The 16,695-nt window shown below is 60.2% G+C and carries 12 protein-coding genes; 11 read left to right on the forward strand and 1 reads right to left on the reverse strand.

Annotated features, from left to right (window positions below):
- The first annotated feature begins 29 nt into the window (after positions 1 to 29).
- From rplL to rpoC, 3 genes are all read left to right on the forward strand, one after another.
- Positions 30 to 407: a 50S ribosomal protein L7/L12 gene (rplL, locus tag G8E10_RS05560; RefSeq protein WP_092933389.1), complete on the forward strand. Its 378-nt coding sequence runs from the start codon at positions 30 to 32 to the stop codon at positions 405 to 407.
- A 265-nt stretch (positions 408 to 672) separates the two neighbouring features.
- On the forward strand, positions 673 to 4,812 hold the full coding sequence (rpoB, locus tag G8E10_RS05565) for a DNA-directed RNA polymerase subunit beta (RefSeq protein WP_110803130.1): 4,140 nt from the start codon (positions 673 to 675) through the stop codon (positions 4,810 to 4,812).
- Positions 4,813 to 5,005: 193 nt separating this feature from the next.
- Positions 5,006 to 9,211 (forward strand): DNA-directed RNA polymerase subunit beta', encoded by a 4,206-nt coding sequence (gene rpoC, locus G8E10_RS05570; protein ID WP_110803129.1) that lies wholly within the window; start codon positions 5,006 to 5,008, stop codon positions 9,209 to 9,211.
- Between the two features lie 102 nt (positions 9,212 to 9,313).
- Here rpoC and G8E10_RS05575 read toward each other — a convergent pair whose 3' ends face one another.
- Positions 9,314 to 9,610: a transcriptional regulator gene (locus G8E10_RS05575; RefSeq protein ID WP_092933395.1), complete on the reverse strand. Its 297-nt coding sequence runs from the start codon at positions 9,608 to 9,610 to the stop codon at positions 9,314 to 9,316.
- Between the two features lie 548 nt (positions 9,611 to 10,158).
- Between G8E10_RS05575 and rpsL the strand changes: the two genes are divergently transcribed.
- From rpsL to G8E10_RS05615, 8 genes are all read left to right on the forward strand, one after another.
- The gene (gene rpsL / locus G8E10_RS05580; protein ID WP_003507760.1) at positions 10,159 to 10,530 is read left to right on the forward strand and encodes a 30S ribosomal protein S12; all 372 of its coding nucleotides are present in this window, start codon (positions 10,159 to 10,161) and stop codon (positions 10,528 to 10,530) included.
- A gap of 57 nt (positions 10,531 to 10,587) precedes the next feature.
- Complete coding sequence (gene rpsG, locus G8E10_RS05585) at positions 10,588 to 11,058, forward strand: 30S ribosomal protein S7 (protein ID WP_018325882.1); 471 nt, start codon at positions 10,588 to 10,590, stop codon at positions 11,056 to 11,058.
- A 30-nt stretch (positions 11,059 to 11,088) separates the two neighbouring features.
- Entirely contained in the window at positions 11,089 to 13,188 is a 2,100-nt protein-coding gene (gene fusA, locus G8E10_RS05590; RefSeq protein WP_110731258.1) for an elongation factor G, read from the forward strand.
- A gap of 69 nt (positions 13,189 to 13,257) precedes the next feature.
- Complete coding sequence (gene tuf / locus G8E10_RS05595) at positions 13,258 to 14,433, forward strand: elongation factor Tu (RefSeq protein ID WP_092933380.1); 1,176 nt, start codon at positions 13,258 to 13,260, stop codon at positions 14,431 to 14,433.
- A 140-nt stretch (positions 14,434 to 14,573) separates the two neighbouring features.
- Entirely contained in the window at positions 14,574 to 14,882 is a 309-nt protein-coding gene (gene rpsJ / locus G8E10_RS05600) for a 30S ribosomal protein S10 (protein WP_003507767.1), read from the forward strand.
- 173 nt (positions 14,883 to 15,055) lie between these two features.
- Complete coding sequence (gene rplC / locus G8E10_RS05605) at positions 15,056 to 15,751, forward strand: 50S ribosomal protein L3 (RefSeq protein ID WP_062468299.1); 696 nt, start codon at positions 15,056 to 15,058, stop codon at positions 15,749 to 15,751.
- Positions 15,751 to 16,371, forward strand: a complete 621-nt coding sequence (gene rplD, locus G8E10_RS05610; protein ID WP_092933399.1) for a 50S ribosomal protein L4 — start codon at positions 15,751 to 15,753, stop codon at positions 16,369 to 16,371. The genes rplC and rplD overlap by 1 nt, the downstream gene beginning before the upstream one ends.
- Positions 16,368 to 16,661, forward strand: coding sequence for a 50S ribosomal protein L23 (locus G8E10_RS05615; RefSeq protein WP_062468296.1), 294 nt, complete (start codon positions 16,368 to 16,370; stop codon positions 16,659 to 16,661). The genes rplD and G8E10_RS05615 overlap by 4 nt, the downstream gene beginning before the upstream one ends.
- Positions 16,662 to 16,695: the final 34 nt, after the last annotated feature.

Consider the following 16,695-nt stretch of genomic DNA (forward strand, 5'->3'; position numbering starts at 1 on the left):
GTTCGAATTGAACAAAAGGAACTATGACTATGGCTGATCTCTCTAAGATCGTTGAAGACCTCTCCTCGCTGACCGTTCTGGAAGCCGCAGAACTGTCGAAGCTTCTCGAAGAAAAGTGGGGCGTTTCCGCTGCTGCACCGGTAGCCGTTGCTGCTGCCGGCGGCGCTGGCGCTGCTGCTCCCGTCGAAGAAGAAAAGACCGAGTTCGACGTTATCCTGGCTGAAGCCGGCGCTAACAAGATCAACGTCATCAAGGAAGTCCGCGCGATCACCGGCCTCGGCCTCAAGGAAGCCAAGGACCTGGTCGAAGCTGCTCCGAAGGCCGTCAAGGAAGGCGTCACGAAGGCTGAAGCTGCTGACCTCAAGAAGAAGCTCGAAGATGCTGGCGCCAAGGTTGACGTCAAGTAATCTGGCTTTATGACAGAGAGAGGCGGCCCGAAAGGGCTGCCTCTCTTTGACCGTTTTTCGAACGTATTACCCAAAAGCCCCCACATAATCGGCTTTTTGGTAATGGGTTCTTCAAGAGGATGGTCCCGGTACCTGGACGACACGGCATTCCGCGCTTTGTGTCCTGGGCCGCGAGACGAGATTGAGCAATCCATCTTAGACGGGGTCGACTGGCCATCGGTCCCCGTCCGTTGCAGGCCCGGATGCACATATTGAAGGAGCGACGATGGCTCAGACCCTTACGTTTAACGGTCGCAGGCGCGTACGCAAGTTTTTCGGCAAAATTCCCGAAGTCGCAGAAATGCCGAACCTCATCGAGGTTCAGAAGGCGTCCTACGACCAGTTCCTGATGGTCAAGGAGCCGGCCGGCGGCCGTCCTGACGAAGGGCTGCAGTCGGTTTTCAAGTCCGTCTTCCCGATCAGCGATTTTTCCGGCGCCTCCATGCTGGAGTTCGTCTCCTATGAGTTCGAGCCCCCGAAGTTCGACGTCGACGAATGCCGTCAGCGCGACCTGACCTACGCAGCGCCGCTCAAGGTGACGCTGCGCCTCATCGTGTTCGATATCGATGAAGATACGGGCGCGAAGTCCGTCAAGGACATCAAGGAACAGAACGTTTACATGGGCGACATGCCGCTCATGACGAACAACGGTACGTTCATCGTCAACGGCACCGAGCGCGTCATCGTTTCGCAGATGCACCGTTCGCCGGGCGTGTTCTTCGACCACGACAAGGGCAAGAGCCACTCGTCGGGCAAGCTGCTGTTCGCTGCACGCGTCATTCCGTATCGCGGTTCCTGGCTCGATATCGAATTCGACGCCAAGGACATCGTGCACGCACGTATCGACCGTCGCCGCAAGATCCCCGTCTCCTCCCTGCTGATGGCACTCGGCATGGACGGCGAGGAGATCCTCGAGACATTCTACACCAAGTCCTTCTACAAGCGTGACGGCAAGGGCTGGCGGATTCCGTTCCAGCCGGAGGTCCTGAAGGGCCAGAAGGCTATCACCGAGATGGTCGACGCCGACACCGGCGAAGTCGTCGTGGAAAGCGGCAAGAAGCTGACCCCGCGGCTGCTCCGTTCGCTGACCGAGAAGGGCCTGAAGGCCATTAAGGCGTCCGACGACGATCTCTACGGCAACTACCTTGCCGAAGACCTCGTCAATACGGAAACCGGTGAAATCTTCCTGGAAGCCGGCGACGAGATCGACGAGAAGACCCTCGGCGTCATCCTCGCTGCAGGCTTCGATGAGATCCCCGTTCTCGACATCGACCACATCAATGTCGGCGCCTACATCCGCAACACGATCGCTGTCGATAAGAACGAGAACCGTCAGGACGCTCTGTTCGATATCTACCGCGTCATGCGCCCGGGCGAGCCGCCGACCATGGATTCGGCCGAAGCCATGTTCAACACGCTGTTCTTCGATTCGGAGCGTTACGATCTCTCCGCCGTCGGCCGCGTGAAGATGAACATGCGTCTCGACGTCGACGCTGCCGATACGGTCCGCGTTCTGCGCAAGGAAGACATCCTTGCCGTGGTCCGGATGCTGGTCGATCTGCGTGACGGCAAGGGCGAAATCGACGACATCGACAACCTCGGCAACCGCCGCGTTCGGTCCGTTGGCGAACTGATGGAAAATCAGTATCGTCTCGGCCTGCTCCGCATGGAGCGCGCCATCAAGGAGCGCATGTCGTCGATCGAGATCGACACCGTCATGCCGCAGGACCTGATCAACGCCAAGCCGGCGGCTGCCGCCGTGCGCGAGTTCTTTGGTTCCTCGCAGCTGTCGCAGTTCATGGACCAGGTGAACCCGCTCTCGGAAATCACCCACAAGCGCCGTCTTTCGGCTCTTGGACCGGGCGGTCTGACCCGTGAGCGCGCAGGCTTCGAAGTCCGCGACGTTCACCCGACCCACTATGGCCGTATTTGCCCGATCGAGACGCCGGAAGGCCCGAACATCGGTCTGATCAACTCGCTTGCAACCTTTGCCCGCGTCAACAAGTACGGCTTCATCGAAAGCCCGTACCGCAAGATCGTGGACGGCAAGGTGACACGCGAAGTGGTCTACCTCTCCGCCATGGAAGAGGCCAAGTACCACGTCGCACAGGCGAACTCCGTGCTGAACGCCGAGAACGAATTCGAAGAAGAATTCGTCGTCTGCCGTCACTCGGGCGAAGTCATGCTGACGCCGCGCGACCAGATCAACCTGATGGACGTCTCGCCGAAGCAGCTCGTGTCCGTTGCCGCCGCTCTCATCCCGTTCCTTGAGAACGACGATGCGAACCGCGCGCTCATGGGCTCGAACATGCAGCGTCAGGCCGTGCCTCTGCTGCGCGCCGAAGCGCCTTTCGTGGGCACCGGCATGGAGCCCGTCGTGGCCCGTGACTCGGGCGCCGCCATCGCGGCTCGCCGTAGCGGCGTCGTCGACCAAGTCGATGCGACGCGTATCGTTATCCGCGCCACGGAAGATCTCGAGTCCGGCAAGTCCGGCGTCGATATCTATCGCCTGCAGAAGTTCCAGCGCTCCAACCAGAACACCTGCGTCAACCAGCGCCCGCTGGTCACCGTCGGTGACATCCTGAACAAGGGCGACATTATCGCGGACGGTCCTTCGACCGACCTCGGCGATCTCGCACTTGGCCGCAACGCGCTCGTCGCGTTCATGCCCTGGAACGGCTACAACTACGAGGATTCGATCCTGCTGTCCGAGCGCATCGTGCGCGACGACGTGTTCACCTCCATCCACATCGAAGAATTCGAAGTGATGGCGCGCGACACGAAGCTGGGTCCGGAAGAAATCACGCGCGACATTCCGAACGTTTCGGAAGAAGCGCTGAAGAACCTCGACGAAGCCGGCATCGTCTATATCGGTGCGGAAGTGCAGCCGGGCGATATCCTCGTCGGCAAGATCACGCCGAAGGGTGAAAGCCCGATGACGCCGGAAGAGAAGCTTCTGCGCGCCATCTTCGGCGAAAAGGCTTCCGACGTCCGTGACACGTCCATGCGCATGCCCCCGGGCACGTTCGGGACCATCGTTGAAGTTCGCGTTTTCAACCGCCACGGCGTTGAGAAGGACGAGCGTGCGATGGCGATCGAGCGCGAGGAAATCGAACGTCTCGCAAAGGACCGCGACGACGAGCAGGCGATTCTCGACCGCAACGTCTATGCCCGCCTGATCGACATGCTGCGCGGCCACGCCGCCGTTGCAGGTCCGAAGAGCTTCAAGAAGGGCACGGAGCTGACCAACGCGATCGTCTCCGAATATCCCCGCTCGCAGTGGTGGATGTTCGCCGTCGAGGACGAAAAGGCTCAGGGCGAGATCGAAGCTCTGCGGGGCCAGTACGACGAGTCGAAGTCGCTGCTCGAGCATCGCTTCATGGACAAGGTCGAAAAGGTCCAGCGCGGCGACGAAATGCCTCCGGGCGTCATGAAGATGGTCAAGGTCTTCGTCGCTGTGAAGCGCAAGATCCAGCCGGGCGACAAGATGGCCGGCCGTCACGGCAACAAGGGTGTCGTGTCGCGCATCGTTCCGATCGAAGACATGCCGTTCCTGGAAGACGGTACGCATGTGGACGTGGTTCTGAACCCGCTGGGCGTGCCGTCGCGCATGAACGTCGGCCAGATCCTCGAGACGCACCTCGGCTGGGCTTGCGCCGGCATGGGTCGCAAGATCGGCGCGATGCTCGATGCCTATAAGGCAGGGGCTGAAATCCAGCCGCTGCGCGATGTCATCGACAGCGTCATCGGCTCCGGTCCCAAGGGCGAGCCGATCAAGGACTACGACGACGACAGCATCGTTCGTCTGGCCGAGCAGACACGCCGCGGTGTGTCGATCGCAACGCCGGTCTTCGACGGCGCGGTGGAAGCCGACGTCAACGAAATGCTGGAGCAGGCAGGCCTGAACGTTTCCGGTCAGTCCACGCTGTACGATGGCCGCACGGGCGACCAGTTCGACCGTCAGGTGACCGTCGGCTACATCTACATGCTGAAGCTGAACCACCTTGTGGACGACAAGATCCACGCGCGTTCGATCGGTCCTTACTCGCTGGTCACCCAGCAGCCGCTCGGCGGCAAGGCCCAGTTCGGCGGTCAGCGCTTCGGGGAAATGGAAGTCTGGGCGCTGGAAGCCTACGGCGCCGCCTACACCCTGCAGGAAATGCTGACGGTGAAGTCGGACGACGTGGCCGGGCGTACCAAGGTCTACGAGGCGATCGTGCGCGGCGACGACACGTTCGAGGCGGGCATTCCGGAGAGCTTCAACGTTCTCGTCAAGGAAATGCGCTCCCTCGGCCTGTCCGTCGAGCTCGAGAACTCGAAGCTTGAAGAGCTCCAGCCGACGCAGCTGCCGGACGCCGCTGAATAAAACGCGATTGACGCGCGCGCCTCGACCAGGCGCGCGCAGGTCCTGCCGGTCGTTTTCCTAGAGAAGATGACGGGCAGGGCGCTGAGCCGCACCCGATGCGGTTTTATCCGTTTGACGAGCAAAGGGGCCGGCGCCCCGGGAAATGCCGGCCACCGCGCTCATGATAAGGGGCCTTGCCCCAAAGGAGATAGGCATGAACCAAGAGGTCATGAACCTTTTCAATCCGCAGATGCCTGCACAGACCTTCGATTCGATCCGCATCTCGATCGCGTCCCCGGAGAAGATTCTCTCCTGGTCGTTCGGCGAGATCAAGAAGCCGGAAACCATCAACTACCGTACGTTCAAGCCGGAACGCGACGGCCTTTTCTGCGCGCGCATCTTCGGGCCCATCAAGGACTATGAGTGCCTGTGCGGCAAGTACAAGCGCATGAAGTACAAGGGCATCATCTGCGAAAAATGCGGCGTGGAAGTCACGCTTTCGCGCGTTCGCCGCGAGCGCATGGGCCACATCGAGCTTGCTGCGCCTGTCGCCCACATCTGGTTCCTGAAGTCCCTGCCGAGCCGCATCTCGACGCTGCTCGACATGACGCTGAAGGATATCGAACGCGTTCTCTACTTCGAAAACTACATCGTCACCGAGCCGGGCCTGACCTCTCTGAAAGAGAACCAGCTTCTCTCGGAAGAAGAGTACATGATCGCCGTCGACGAGTTCGGCGAAGATCAGTTCACGGCGATGATCGGTGCTGAAGCCATCTACGAGATGCTCGCCTCGATGAACCTCGAGAAGATCGCCGGCGATCTGCGCCAGGACATGGCTGACACCACGTCCGAGCTAAAGCAGAAGAAGCTGATGAAGCGCCTGAAGATCGTCGAGAACTTCATGGAATCCGGCAATCGTCCGGAATGGATGATCATGAAGGTCGTTCCGGTCATCCCGCCGGATCTGCGTCCGCTCGTTCCCCTGGATGGTGGCCGTTTCGCGACCTCCGACCTGAACGACCTCTACCGCCGCGTCATCAACCGTAACAACCGCCTGAAGCGGCTGATCGAACTGCGTGCGCCGGGCATCATCATCCGCAACGAAAAGCGCATGCTGCAGGAATCCGTCGATGCGCTGTTTGACAACGGCCGTCGCGGTCGCGTCATCACGGGTGCCAACAAGCGTCCGCTGAAGTCGCTGTCCGACATGCTGAAGGGCAAGCAGGGCCGCTTCCGTCAGAACCTGCTCGGCAAGCGCGTCGACTATTCCGGCCGTTCGGTCATCGTAACCGGTCCGGAATTGAAGCTGCATCAGTGCGGCCTGCCGAAGAAGATGGCGCTCGAACTCTTCAAGCCGTTCATCTACGCCCGTCTCGACGCCAAGGGCTTCTCGTCCACCGTCAAGCAGGCCAAGAAGCTGGTCGAGAAGGAAAAGCCGGAAGTCTGGGATATCCTCGACGAGGTCATCCGCGAGCATCCGGTTCTTCTGAACCGCGCGCCGACACTGCACCGCCTGGGCATCCAGGCCTTCGAACCCACGCTGGTCGAAGGCAAGGCTATCCAGCTGCATCCGCTCGTCTGCACGGCCTTCAACGCCGACTTCGACGGCGACCAGATGGCTGTTCACGTACCGCTGTCGCTGGAAGCCCAGCTTGAAGCCCGCGTGCTGATGATGTCGACCAACAACATCCTGCACCCGGCCAACGGCGCACCGATCATCGTTCCCTCGCAGGACATGGTTCTCGGGCTCTACTACCTGTCGATCATGAACCAGAACGAGCCGGGCGAAGGCATGGCCTTCTCCGACATCGGGGAACTGCATCACGCGCTCGACAACAAGTCGGTCACGCTGCATGCCAAGATCCGCGGTCGCTTCAAGTCGGTCGATGAGAACGGCAAGCCGGTCTCCAAGATCTTCGAAACGACCCCCGGCCGCATGCTCATCGGCGAACTCCTGCCGAAGAACGTCAACGTGCCGTTCGATGTCTGCAATCAGGAACTGACCAAGAAGAACATCTCCAAGATGATCGACACGGTCTACCGTCACTGCGGACAGAAGGACACGGTCATCTTCTGCGACCGGATCATGCAGCTCGGCTTCGCACATGCCTGCCGCGCCGGCATTTCGTTCGGTAAGGACGACATGGTCATTCCGGAAACCAAGGCGAAGATCGTCGGCGACACCGAGTCGCTGGTGAAGGAATACGAACAGCAGTACAATGACGGCCTGATCACTCAGGGCGAAAAGTACAACAAGGTCGTAGACGCCTGGGGCAAGGCCACCGAAAAGGTTGCCGAAGACATGATGGCCCGCATTAAGGCTGTCGAGTTCGACGACAACGGCCGTCAGAAGCCGATGAACGCGATTTACATGATGTCGCACTCCGGCGCCCGTGGTTCTCCGAACCAAATGCGTCAGCTGGGCGGGATGCGTGGTCTGATGGCCAAGCCATCGGGCGAAATCATCGAGACCCCGATCATCTCGAACTTCAAGGAAGGTCTGACCGTTAACGAGTACTTCAACTCGACCCACGGTGCCCGTAAGGGTCTCGCAGACACGGCCCTGAAGACGGCCAACTCCGGTTACCTGACGCGTCGTCTCGTCGACGTTGCGCAGGATTGCATCGTCAACTCGGTCGATTGCGGTACCGAAAACGGCCTCACCATGACCGCCATCGTCGATGCCGGTCAGGTCGTTGCCTCCATCGGCGTTCGCGTTCTCGGTCGTACGGCTCTCGACAACATCGATCATCCGGTCACGGGTGAACGCATCGTCGATGCTGGCCGCATGATCCTGGAAGCCGACGTCGTCGAAATCGAAAAGGCCGGTATCCAGTCGATCCGAATTCGTTCGGCTCTGACCTGCGAAATCCAGACCGGCGTCTGCGGCGTCTGCTACGGTCGCGACCTTGCCCGCGGTACCCCTGTCAACATGGGTGAAGCGGTCGGCGTTATCGCGGCCCAGTCGATCGGCGAGCCGGGCACGCAGCTGACCATGCGTACGTTCCACCTTGGTGGTACGGCAAACGTGGTCGACCAGTCGTTCCTGGAAGCGTCGTACGAAGGTACGATTCAGATCAAGAACCGCAACATGCTGCGCAACTCCGATGGCATCCTCATTGCTATGGGTCGTAACATGGCGATCCAGATCCTTGACGAACGCGGCGTGGAACGGTCGTCGCAGCGTGTCGCCTACGGTTCGAAGATCTTCGTGGACGACGCCGATAAGGTTCGTCGCGGTCAGCGTTTCGCAGAGTGGGACCCCTACACGCGTCCGATGATGACGGAAGTCGAAGGAACGGTTCACTTCGAGGATATCGTCGACGGTATCTCGGTTCTCGAAGCGACCGACGAAGCGACCGGCATCACCAAGCGTCAGGTTATCGACTGGCGTTCGACGCCAAGAGGTATCGACCTGAAGCCGGCGATCGTCATCAAGGACAAGAACGGCGTTGTTGCCAAGCTGTCGCGTGGCGGCGAAGCCCGGTTCCTTCTCTCGGTCGATGCGATCCTGTCGGTAGAGCCTGGTACGAAGGTTTCCCAGGGTGACGTGCTCGCACGTTCGCCGCTGGAAAGCGCCAAGACCAAGGACATCACCGGTGGTCTGCCGCGTGTTGCCGAACTCTTCGAAGCGCGTCGTCCGAAGGACCACGCGATCATCGCTGAGATCGACGGCACGATCCGTTTCGGTCGCGACTACAAGAACAAGCGTCGCGTGCTGATCGAGCCGGCGGAAGACGGTGTCGAGCCGGTCGAATACCTGATCCCGAAGGGCAAGCCCTTCCATCTTCAGGACGGCGACTATATCGAAAAGGGTGACTACATCCTCGACGGTAACCCGGCGCCGCATGACATTCTGGCGATCAAGGGCGTGGAAGCACTCGCTTCCTACCTCGTGAACGAGATCCAGGAAGTCTATCGCCTGCAGGGCGTTGTCATCAACGACAAGCACATCGAGGTGATCGTTCGCCAGATGCTGCAGAAGGTCGAAGTCACCGACGCCGGGGACAGCACCTACATCGTCGGCGACAGCGTGGACCGGATCGAACTGGAAGACGTCAACGACCAGCTGATCGAACAGGGCAAGAAGCCGGCTTACGGCGACCCTGTCCTGCTCGGCATCACCAAGGCGTCGCTGCAGACCCCGTCCTTCATCTCGGCCGCGTCCTTCCAGGAAACGACCAAGGTGCTGACGGAAGCTGCGATCGCCGGCAAGACCGACGGTCTTCAGGGCCTGAAGGAAAACGTGATCGTCGGCCGTCTCATCCCGGCCGGTACCGGTGGCACCATGACGCAGATCCGCCGCATCGCCACGGCGCGCGACGAGATGATCCTCGAGGAACGCCGCAAGTCGACCGGCGCGGACACGGCAACGCCGATGCTCGCCGACATGGCTTCGGAGAACGCGGCCGCCGAATAATCGGCAGACGCGACCACATGAAAAAGCCGCCCGGAGCGATCCGGGCGGCTTTTGACGTTTAGAAGTCTCAGAAGGTGAGGGCGGTTCAGCTTCTGGGCGCGGTCAGTTGAACCGGATGATCGCCACTTCGCCTTCCAGCGCACCCTTGTAAGCGGACGCATGCGGCTCGTCCTCCGGCACGCCTTCGAGCATGCCGATCTGGTCGAGGTCCGCCTCAAGGAAGCCTTCCTCGGCCAGGGCGTTCAGAGCTTCGCGGACAGCGGAGTCGTCGTCAGCGGCGCGGAGCACGACGTGGATATCGACACCCTCGCCGCCGCCGTCCTCTTCGAAGGCCTTGCCGATGATGATGAAGACCATGGGATCGTCGGAATTGTTGTCGTTGTCGGGCAGGACCGTCATGGAGACTCCTCTTGTCGGGTCTTTGAAAATGCGGCACTGAGCGCCGATGAAGTGATCTATATCAAAAGCGGCAGTCCCGACAATTCGTTCCCGCAGCATCTTTGAGCGGAAGCGATTCTTTCTGCAAGCTGTTGCCGATTCTCATGATGGGCGTCCGTTTGCGGCTCGGGACTCTGCCGGGCAGCCAATCGAGAAGCGTCGGAAACCCCGCATTTGCAGGCTTTCGGGACCAAAGCAGGGGAGAATCTTTAGGATTTGCCCTTGACGCAGGGGGGGTAAAACAGTACACCCCGCCTCATCGGAGCCCATGTGAGGCTGGCTGGTTCGGAACGACACGTTCTGGAGTTCGCCTCAAACAAGGTTCAAACGCACGCTGAAGACCAAGAATGCTGCACGCAAGACGCCCGAAACGGCGTCCTCTGCTTTTCATGGGGCATCTGCTGAAACGCGGATCGGCCCTTGTTCGCGCATTTTCACGCGTACGCAAAAGCCGGAGACGGCGTTGATCCGCCCGAAAGGGTAACGAAGATTTTGCAAGGGATGGTTATATGCCTACCGTAAACCAGCTGATCCGCAAGCCGCGTCAGGCACAGGTCAAGCGCAACAAGGTACCGGCGCTTCAGGAAAATCCGCAGAAGCGCGGCGTCTGCACACGCGTCTACACGACGACCCCGAAGAAGCCGAACTCGGCACTTCGTAAGGTTGCCAAGATCCGTCTGACCAATGGCTTCGAAGTCATCGGCTACATCCCGGGTGAAGGCCACAACCTGCAGGAACACTCCGTCGTGATGATCCGCGGCGGCCGCGTCAAGGACTTGCCCGGCGTTCGCTACCACATCATCCGTGGTGTTCTCGATACCCAGGGTGTCAAGAACCGTAAGCAGCGTCGTTCGAAGTACGGCGCAAAGCGTCCGAAGTAATCGATCACCAGCGCCATTTCGCTGGGTAAACAAAGATAAAGTTGAGAGACGAAACATATGTCCCGTCGCCATAGTGCAGAAAAGCGTGAGATCAATCCGGACCCCAAGTTCGGCGATCTCGTTGTCACCAAGTTCATGAACGCCATCATGCTTCATGGGAAGAAGTCGGTTGCTGAAAACATCGTTTACGGTGCTTTCGATGCCGTCCAGGGCAAGCTGAAGCAGGAGCCGGTCGCCGTGTTCCATTCGGCTCTCGACAACATCGCTCCGCACGTAGAAGTCCGTTCGCGCCGCGTTGGTGGTGCGACGTACCAGGTTCCGGTCGATGTTCGTCCGGAGCGCCGTCAGGCTCTCGCTATCCGCTGGCTCATCGCCGCAGCTCGCAAGCGCAATGAAACGACCATGATCGATCGCCTCTGCGGCGAACTCATGGACGCCGCGAACAATCGCGGTAGCGCAGTGAAGAAGCGCGAAGACACGCACAAGATGGCCGACGCCAACCGCGCTTTCTCGCACTATCGCTGGTAATCGACGTACATTTTCGAAAGGCAGTCCATCATGGCTCGCGAATATAAAATCGAAGACTACCGCAATTTTGGGATCATGGCGCACATCGACGCCGGCAAGACCACGACCACCGAGCGGATTCTTTACTACACAGGCAAGTCGCACAAGATCGGCGAAGTGCACGACGGCGCTGCCACCATGGACTGGATGGAGCAGGAGCAGGAACGCGGCATCACCATCACGTCCGCTGCGACCACGACCTACTGGAAGGGTCGCGACGGCATCATGCGTCGCTTCAACATCATCGACACCCCCGGCCACGTCGACTTCACCATTGAAGTCGAGCGTTCGCTGCGCGTTCTCGACGGTGCGATTGCTCTTCTCGACGCCAACGCCGGCGTAGAGCCGCAGACAGAAACCGTCTGGCGCCAGGCTGAGAAGTACAACGTTCCGCGCATGATCTTCTGCAACAAGATGGACAAGACGGGCGCCGACTTCTATCGCTCGGTGTCCATGATCAAGTCGCGTCTCGGCGCGATCCCGGTCGTCATGCAGCTCCCGATCGGTGCGGAAACCGAATTCAAGGGCGTCATCGACCTGATCGAGATGAACGCTCTCGTCTGGCGCGACGAATCGCTCGGCGCCCAGTGGGACGTCGTCGAAATCCCGGACGATATGAAGGACAAGGCTCAGGAATATCGTGAGCTCCTGATCGAGACGGTTGTCGATATCGACGAAGAAGCCATGGAAAACTACCTGAACGGTGTCATGCCCGACAACGATCAGATCCGTGCGCTCGTTCGTCGCGGCACCATCGACGTCAAGTTCCACCCGATGTTCTGTGGCACGGCCTTCAAGAACAAGGGCGTTCAGCCCCTGCTCGACGCCGTCTGCGACTACCTGCCGTCGCCGGCCGACATCCCTGCCATCAAGGGTATCGACGTCAAGACGGAAGCCGAAATCGAGCGTCATGCAACGGACGAAGAGCCTTTGTCCATGCTCGCGTTCAAGATCATGAACGACCCCTTCGTCGGTTCGCTCACCTTCGCCCGCATCTATTCCGGCAAGCTCGAAAAGGGCACGTCGGTCATGAACACGGTCAAGGAAAAGCGCGAGCGCGTCGGCCGTATGCTTCAGATGCATTCCAACTCGCGTGAAGACATCGAAGAAGCCTTTGCTGGCGACATCGTCGCTCTCGCAGGCCTCAAGGAAACCACGACGGGTGACACGCTCTGCGATCCCCTGAAGCAGGTCATCCTTGAGCGTATGGAATTCCCCGAGCCGGTCATCCAGATCGCCATCGAGCCGAAGTCCAAGGGCGACCAGGAAAAGATGGGCCTCGCGCTCAACCGTCTGGCAGCCGAAGACCCGTCGTTCCGCGTCAAGACGGATGAAGAGTCCGGCCAGACGATTATCGCAGGCATGGGCGAACTTCACCTCGACATTCTCGTTGACCGCATGCGTCGCGAGTTCAAGGTCGAAGCCAACGTCGGTGCGCCGCAGGTTGCTTATCGTGAAACCATCACGAAGAAGCACGAGGAAGACTACACGCACAAGAAGCAGTCCGGTGGTACCGGCCAGTTCGCGCGCGTCAAGATCGTCTTCGAACCCAACCCGGATGGCGACGAGTTCAAGTTCGAGTCCAAGATCGTTGGTGGTTCCATTCCGAAGGAATACATCCCCGGCGTTCAGAAGGGCATCGAAAGCGTTCTGTCTTCCGGCCCGCTGGCTGGCTTCCCGATGCTCGGCGTCAAGGCGACGCTCATCGACGGTGCCTTCCACGACGTCGACTCCTCGGTCCTCGCCTTCGAAATCGCATCGCGTGCCTGCTTCCGTGAAGCATCGCGCAAGGCCGGCGCTCAGCTGCTCGAGCCGATGATGAAGGTCGAAGTCGTTACCCCGGAAGATTACGTCGGCGACGTCATCGGCGACCTGAACTCCCGTCGTGGTCAGATCCAGGGCCAGGAAAGCCGCGGTATCGCCGTGGTGATCGCTGCCAACGTACCGCTGGCCAACATGTTCAAGTACGTCGACAACCTGCGCTCCATGAGCCAGGGCCGCGCGCAGTACTCGATGGTCTTCGATCACTACGCACCGGTTCCGTCGAACGTCGCTACCGAAATCCAGGCGAAGTACTCCGGTCAGAAGTGACCGGAGCTTGACCGACGCCCGTTAAAACAGAATTGAACCCCGCAAGGGGCCACAGATGGAGAGCCGAAAATGGCAAAGAGCAAGTTTGAACGCAACAAGCCGCACGTGAACATCGGAACGATCGGTCACGTCGACCATGGCAAGACGTCGCTGACGGCAGCGATCACGAAGTACTTCGGTGAATACAAGGCGTACGACCAGATCGACGCCGCTCCGGAAGAAAAGGCCCGCGGCATCACCATTTCGACGGCACACGTCGAATATGAGACGCCGGCTCGCCACTACGCGCACGTCGACTGCCCCGGCCACGCCGACTACGTCAAGAACATGATCACCGGTGCGGCCCAGATGGACGGCGCGATCCTCGTCTGCTCGGCAGCCGACGGCCCGATGCCCCAGACCCGCGAGCACATCCTGCTCGCCCGTCAGGTCGGCGTTCCCGCGATCGTCGTGTTCCTCAACAAGGTCGACCAGGTTGACGACGCCGAACTTCTCGAGCTCGTCGAGCTGGAAGTTCGCGAACTCCTGTCGTCATACGACTTCCCCGGCGACGACATTCCGATCGTCAAGGGCTCGGCTTTGGCCGCTCTGGAAGATTCGGACAAGAAGATCGGCGAAGACGCGATCCGCGAGCTGATGGCAGCTGTCGACGCGTACATCCCGACGCCTGAGCGTCCGATCAACATGCCGTTCCTGATGCCGATCGAAGACGTGTTCTCGATCTCGGGTCGTGGTACGGTCGTGACCGGTCGCGTCGAGCGCGGAATCGTCAAGGTCGGTGAAGAAGTCGAGATCGTTGGCATCCGTGCGACGTCGAAGACCACCGTCACCGGCGTCGAAATGTTCCGCAAGCTGCTCGATCAGGGCCAGGCCGGCGACAACATCGGTGCTCTCGTCCGCGGCGTCACCCGTGACGGCGTCGAGCGTGGCCAGATCCTGTGCAAGCCGGGCTCTGTCAAGCCGCACAAGAAGTTCATGGCTGAAGCCTACATCCTGACGAAGGAAGAAGGCGGTCGTCATACGCCGTTCTTCACGAACTACCGTCCGCAGTTCTACTTCCGCACGACGGACGTGACGGGCATCGTGACGCTTCCGGAAGGCACGGAAATGGTCATGCCGGGCGACAACGTCACCGTTGCCGTCGAGCTGATCGTTCCGATCGCGATGGAAGAAAAGCTGCGCTTCGCGATCCGCGAAGGCGGCCGTACCGTCGGCGCCGGCATCGTGGCTTCGATCGTCGAGTAATCAGCGGCTAGGCCGTTGACCTAGCAGGAACCGGGCGCTAACAACCCGGTTCCTGCGCTTTTTGACAAGACGCGGCCGACCGTAACAATTGAAGATTTGGCGTATGGCCAGTTGCCCATACGAAAAAAAGGACTAGTCGAATGAACGGCCAGAATATCCGCATCCGCCTGAAGGCGTTTGATCACCGGATCCTCGATGCCTCCACGCGTGAAATCGTGTCGACGGCCAAGCGTACGGGCGCAAGTGTCCGTGGTCCCGTGCCGCTGCCCACGCGTATCGAAAAGTTCACGGTCAACCGGTCGCCCCACGTCGACAAGAAGAGCCGCGAACAGTTCGAGATGCGCACGCACAAGCGTCTTCTCGATATCGTCGATCCGACCCCCCAGACGGTCGACGCCCTGATGAAGCTCGATCTGGCCGCCGGCGTCGACGTCGAGATCAAGCTCTAAAGGCCCCTCCCGGAACGCTTCGGACCGGGTGGATATAACAAGGAAGGTACGTGGACATTCCGTCCAACGACTTCCAGAAACGGGTGACCAATGGCGCGAATGCCGGATGGAAGCCTTGAACAAAGAGGCTGAAGGGGTTTTCCCCGACAGGGACTCTGAAGAGGAATGAACCGATGCGTTCAGGTGTGATTGCACAGAAAGTGGGAATGACCCGGGTCTACAACGACGCCGGCGAGCACATTCCAGTGACCGTGTTGCGGATGGAAAACTGCCAGGTGGTAGGCCAGCGCACGGAAGAAAAGAACGGCTACGTCGCCGTGCAGCTCGGCGCAGGCCAGGCCAAGGTCAAGAACACGCCGAAGGCGATGCGCGGCCACTTCGCCGCTGCAAACGTCGAGCCGAAGGCGAAGCTCGTCGAGTTCCGGGTAACCTCGGAAAACCTGATCGACGTCGGCTCCGAGCTGACGGCAAGCCACTTCGTAACCGGCCAGCTGGTTGACGTTACGGGCACCTCGATCGGTAAGGGCTTTGCTGGCGCCATGAAGCGCCACAACTTCGGCGGTCTGCGTGCAACGCACGGCGTTTCGGTCTCGCACCGTTCGCATGGTTCGACCGGTTCCAACCAGGATCCGGGCCGCGTCTGGAAGGGCAAGCGCATGGCTGGTCACATGGGCCAGACGCGTATCACCACCCAGAACCTCGAAGTCGTATCCACCGATGAAGACCGCGGTCTGATCCTCGTCAAGGGTGCCGTACCCGGCTCCAAGGGCTCCTGGATCGTCGTCCGCGACGCCATCAAGGCCGGCATCCCGGAAAACGCTCCGCGTCCGGCCGGCGTCCGCGCAGCAGCACATGAGGGAGCCGAATAATGGATCTCACCGTCACCACACTGGATGGTAAGGACGCAGGCACGGTTTCCCTGTCCGACGCCATCTTCGGCCTTGATGTCCGCAAGGACCTGATCGCCCGCGTCATCCGCTGGCAGCTCGCCAAGAAGCAGCAGGGCACGCACAAGACTCTGACGCGCGGCGAAGTTTCCCGCACCGGCGCCAAGATGTACAAGCAGAAGGGTACGGGCCGCGCTCGTCACCATTCCGCACGCGCTCCGCAGTTCCGCGGCGGTGGCAAGGCTCACGGCCCGGTCACGCGCAGCCACGAGCATGACCTTCCCAAGAAGGTTCGCGCGCTCGGCCTGCGTCACGCCCTTTCTGCCAAGCTGAAGGCCGATGAACTGATCATCATCGACAGCCTGGTTGCGACGGAAGCCAAGACGAAGTCCCTGACCGGTGCATTCGCATCGCTGGGCCTGACCAACGCACTGTTCATCGGCGGCGCCGAGCTCGATAACAACTTCAAGCTCGCTGCCAAGAACATCCCGAACGTGGACGTTCTCCCGATCCAGGGCATCAACGTTTACGACATTCTGCGCCGCGGCAAGCTCGTGCTTTCCAAGGATGCGATCGAGGCTCTGGAGGAGCGGTTCAAGTGACGGATCTTCGCCATTACGATGTGATCCTCTCTCCGTCGATCACTGAAAAATCCACGCTGGTTTCTGAACAGAACCAGATCATCTTCAACGTCGCCAAGGACGCATCGAAGCCGGAAATCAAGGCTGCGATCGAAGCTCTGTTCGGCGTCAAGGTTACGGCAGTGAACACGCTTCTCCGCAAGGGCAAGCTCAAGCGCTTCCGTGGCTTCGCTGGCCGGCAGCGGGATGTCAAGAAGGCGATCGTCACACTTGCTGACGGTCAGTCCATCGACGTCTCCACCGGACTCTAAAGGTTAAACCCAGAGCGGTTTCATAACCCCCGGG

It is taken from the genome of Ferranicluibacter rubi, assembly GCF_011603255.1.
Classification (GTDB): domain Bacteria; phylum Pseudomonadota; class Alphaproteobacteria; order Rhizobiales; family Rhizobiaceae; genus Ferranicluibacter; species Ferranicluibacter rubi.

What these genes read in the sequence shown, in the direction of transcription:
- rplL (WP_092933389.1), top strand. Translation starts at nt 30, where the DNA reads ATGGCTGATCTCTCTAAGATCGTTGAAGACCTCTCCTCGCTGACCGTT.
- rpoB (WP_110803130.1), top strand. Translation starts at nt 673, where the DNA reads ATGGCTCAGACCCTTACGTTTAACGGTCGCAGGCGCGTACGCAAGTTT.
- rpoC (WP_110803129.1), top strand. Translation starts at nt 5,006, where the DNA reads ATGAACCAAGAGGTCATGAACCTTTTCAATCCGCAGATGCCTGCACAG.
- G8E10_RS05575 (WP_092933395.1), bottom strand. Translation starts at nt 9,610, where the DNA reads ATGACGGTCCTGCCCGACAACGACAACAATTCCGACGATCCCATGGTC.
- rpsL (WP_003507760.1), top strand. Translation starts at nt 10,159, where the DNA reads ATGCCTACCGTAAACCAGCTGATCCGCAAGCCGCGTCAGGCACAGGTC.
- rpsG (WP_018325882.1), top strand. Translation starts at nt 10,588, where the DNA reads ATGTCCCGTCGCCATAGTGCAGAAAAGCGTGAGATCAATCCGGACCCC.
- fusA (WP_110731258.1), top strand. Translation starts at nt 11,089, where the DNA reads ATGGCTCGCGAATATAAAATCGAAGACTACCGCAATTTTGGGATCATG.
- tuf (WP_092933380.1), top strand. Translation starts at nt 13,258, where the DNA reads ATGGCAAAGAGCAAGTTTGAACGCAACAAGCCGCACGTGAACATCGGA.
- rpsJ (WP_003507767.1), top strand. Translation starts at nt 14,574, where the DNA reads ATGAACGGCCAGAATATCCGCATCCGCCTGAAGGCGTTTGATCACCGG.
- rplC (WP_062468299.1), top strand. Translation starts at nt 15,056, where the DNA reads ATGCGTTCAGGTGTGATTGCACAGAAAGTGGGAATGACCCGGGTCTAC.
- rplD (WP_092933399.1), top strand. Translation starts at nt 15,751, where the DNA reads ATGGATCTCACCGTCACCACACTGGATGGTAAGGACGCAGGCACGGTT.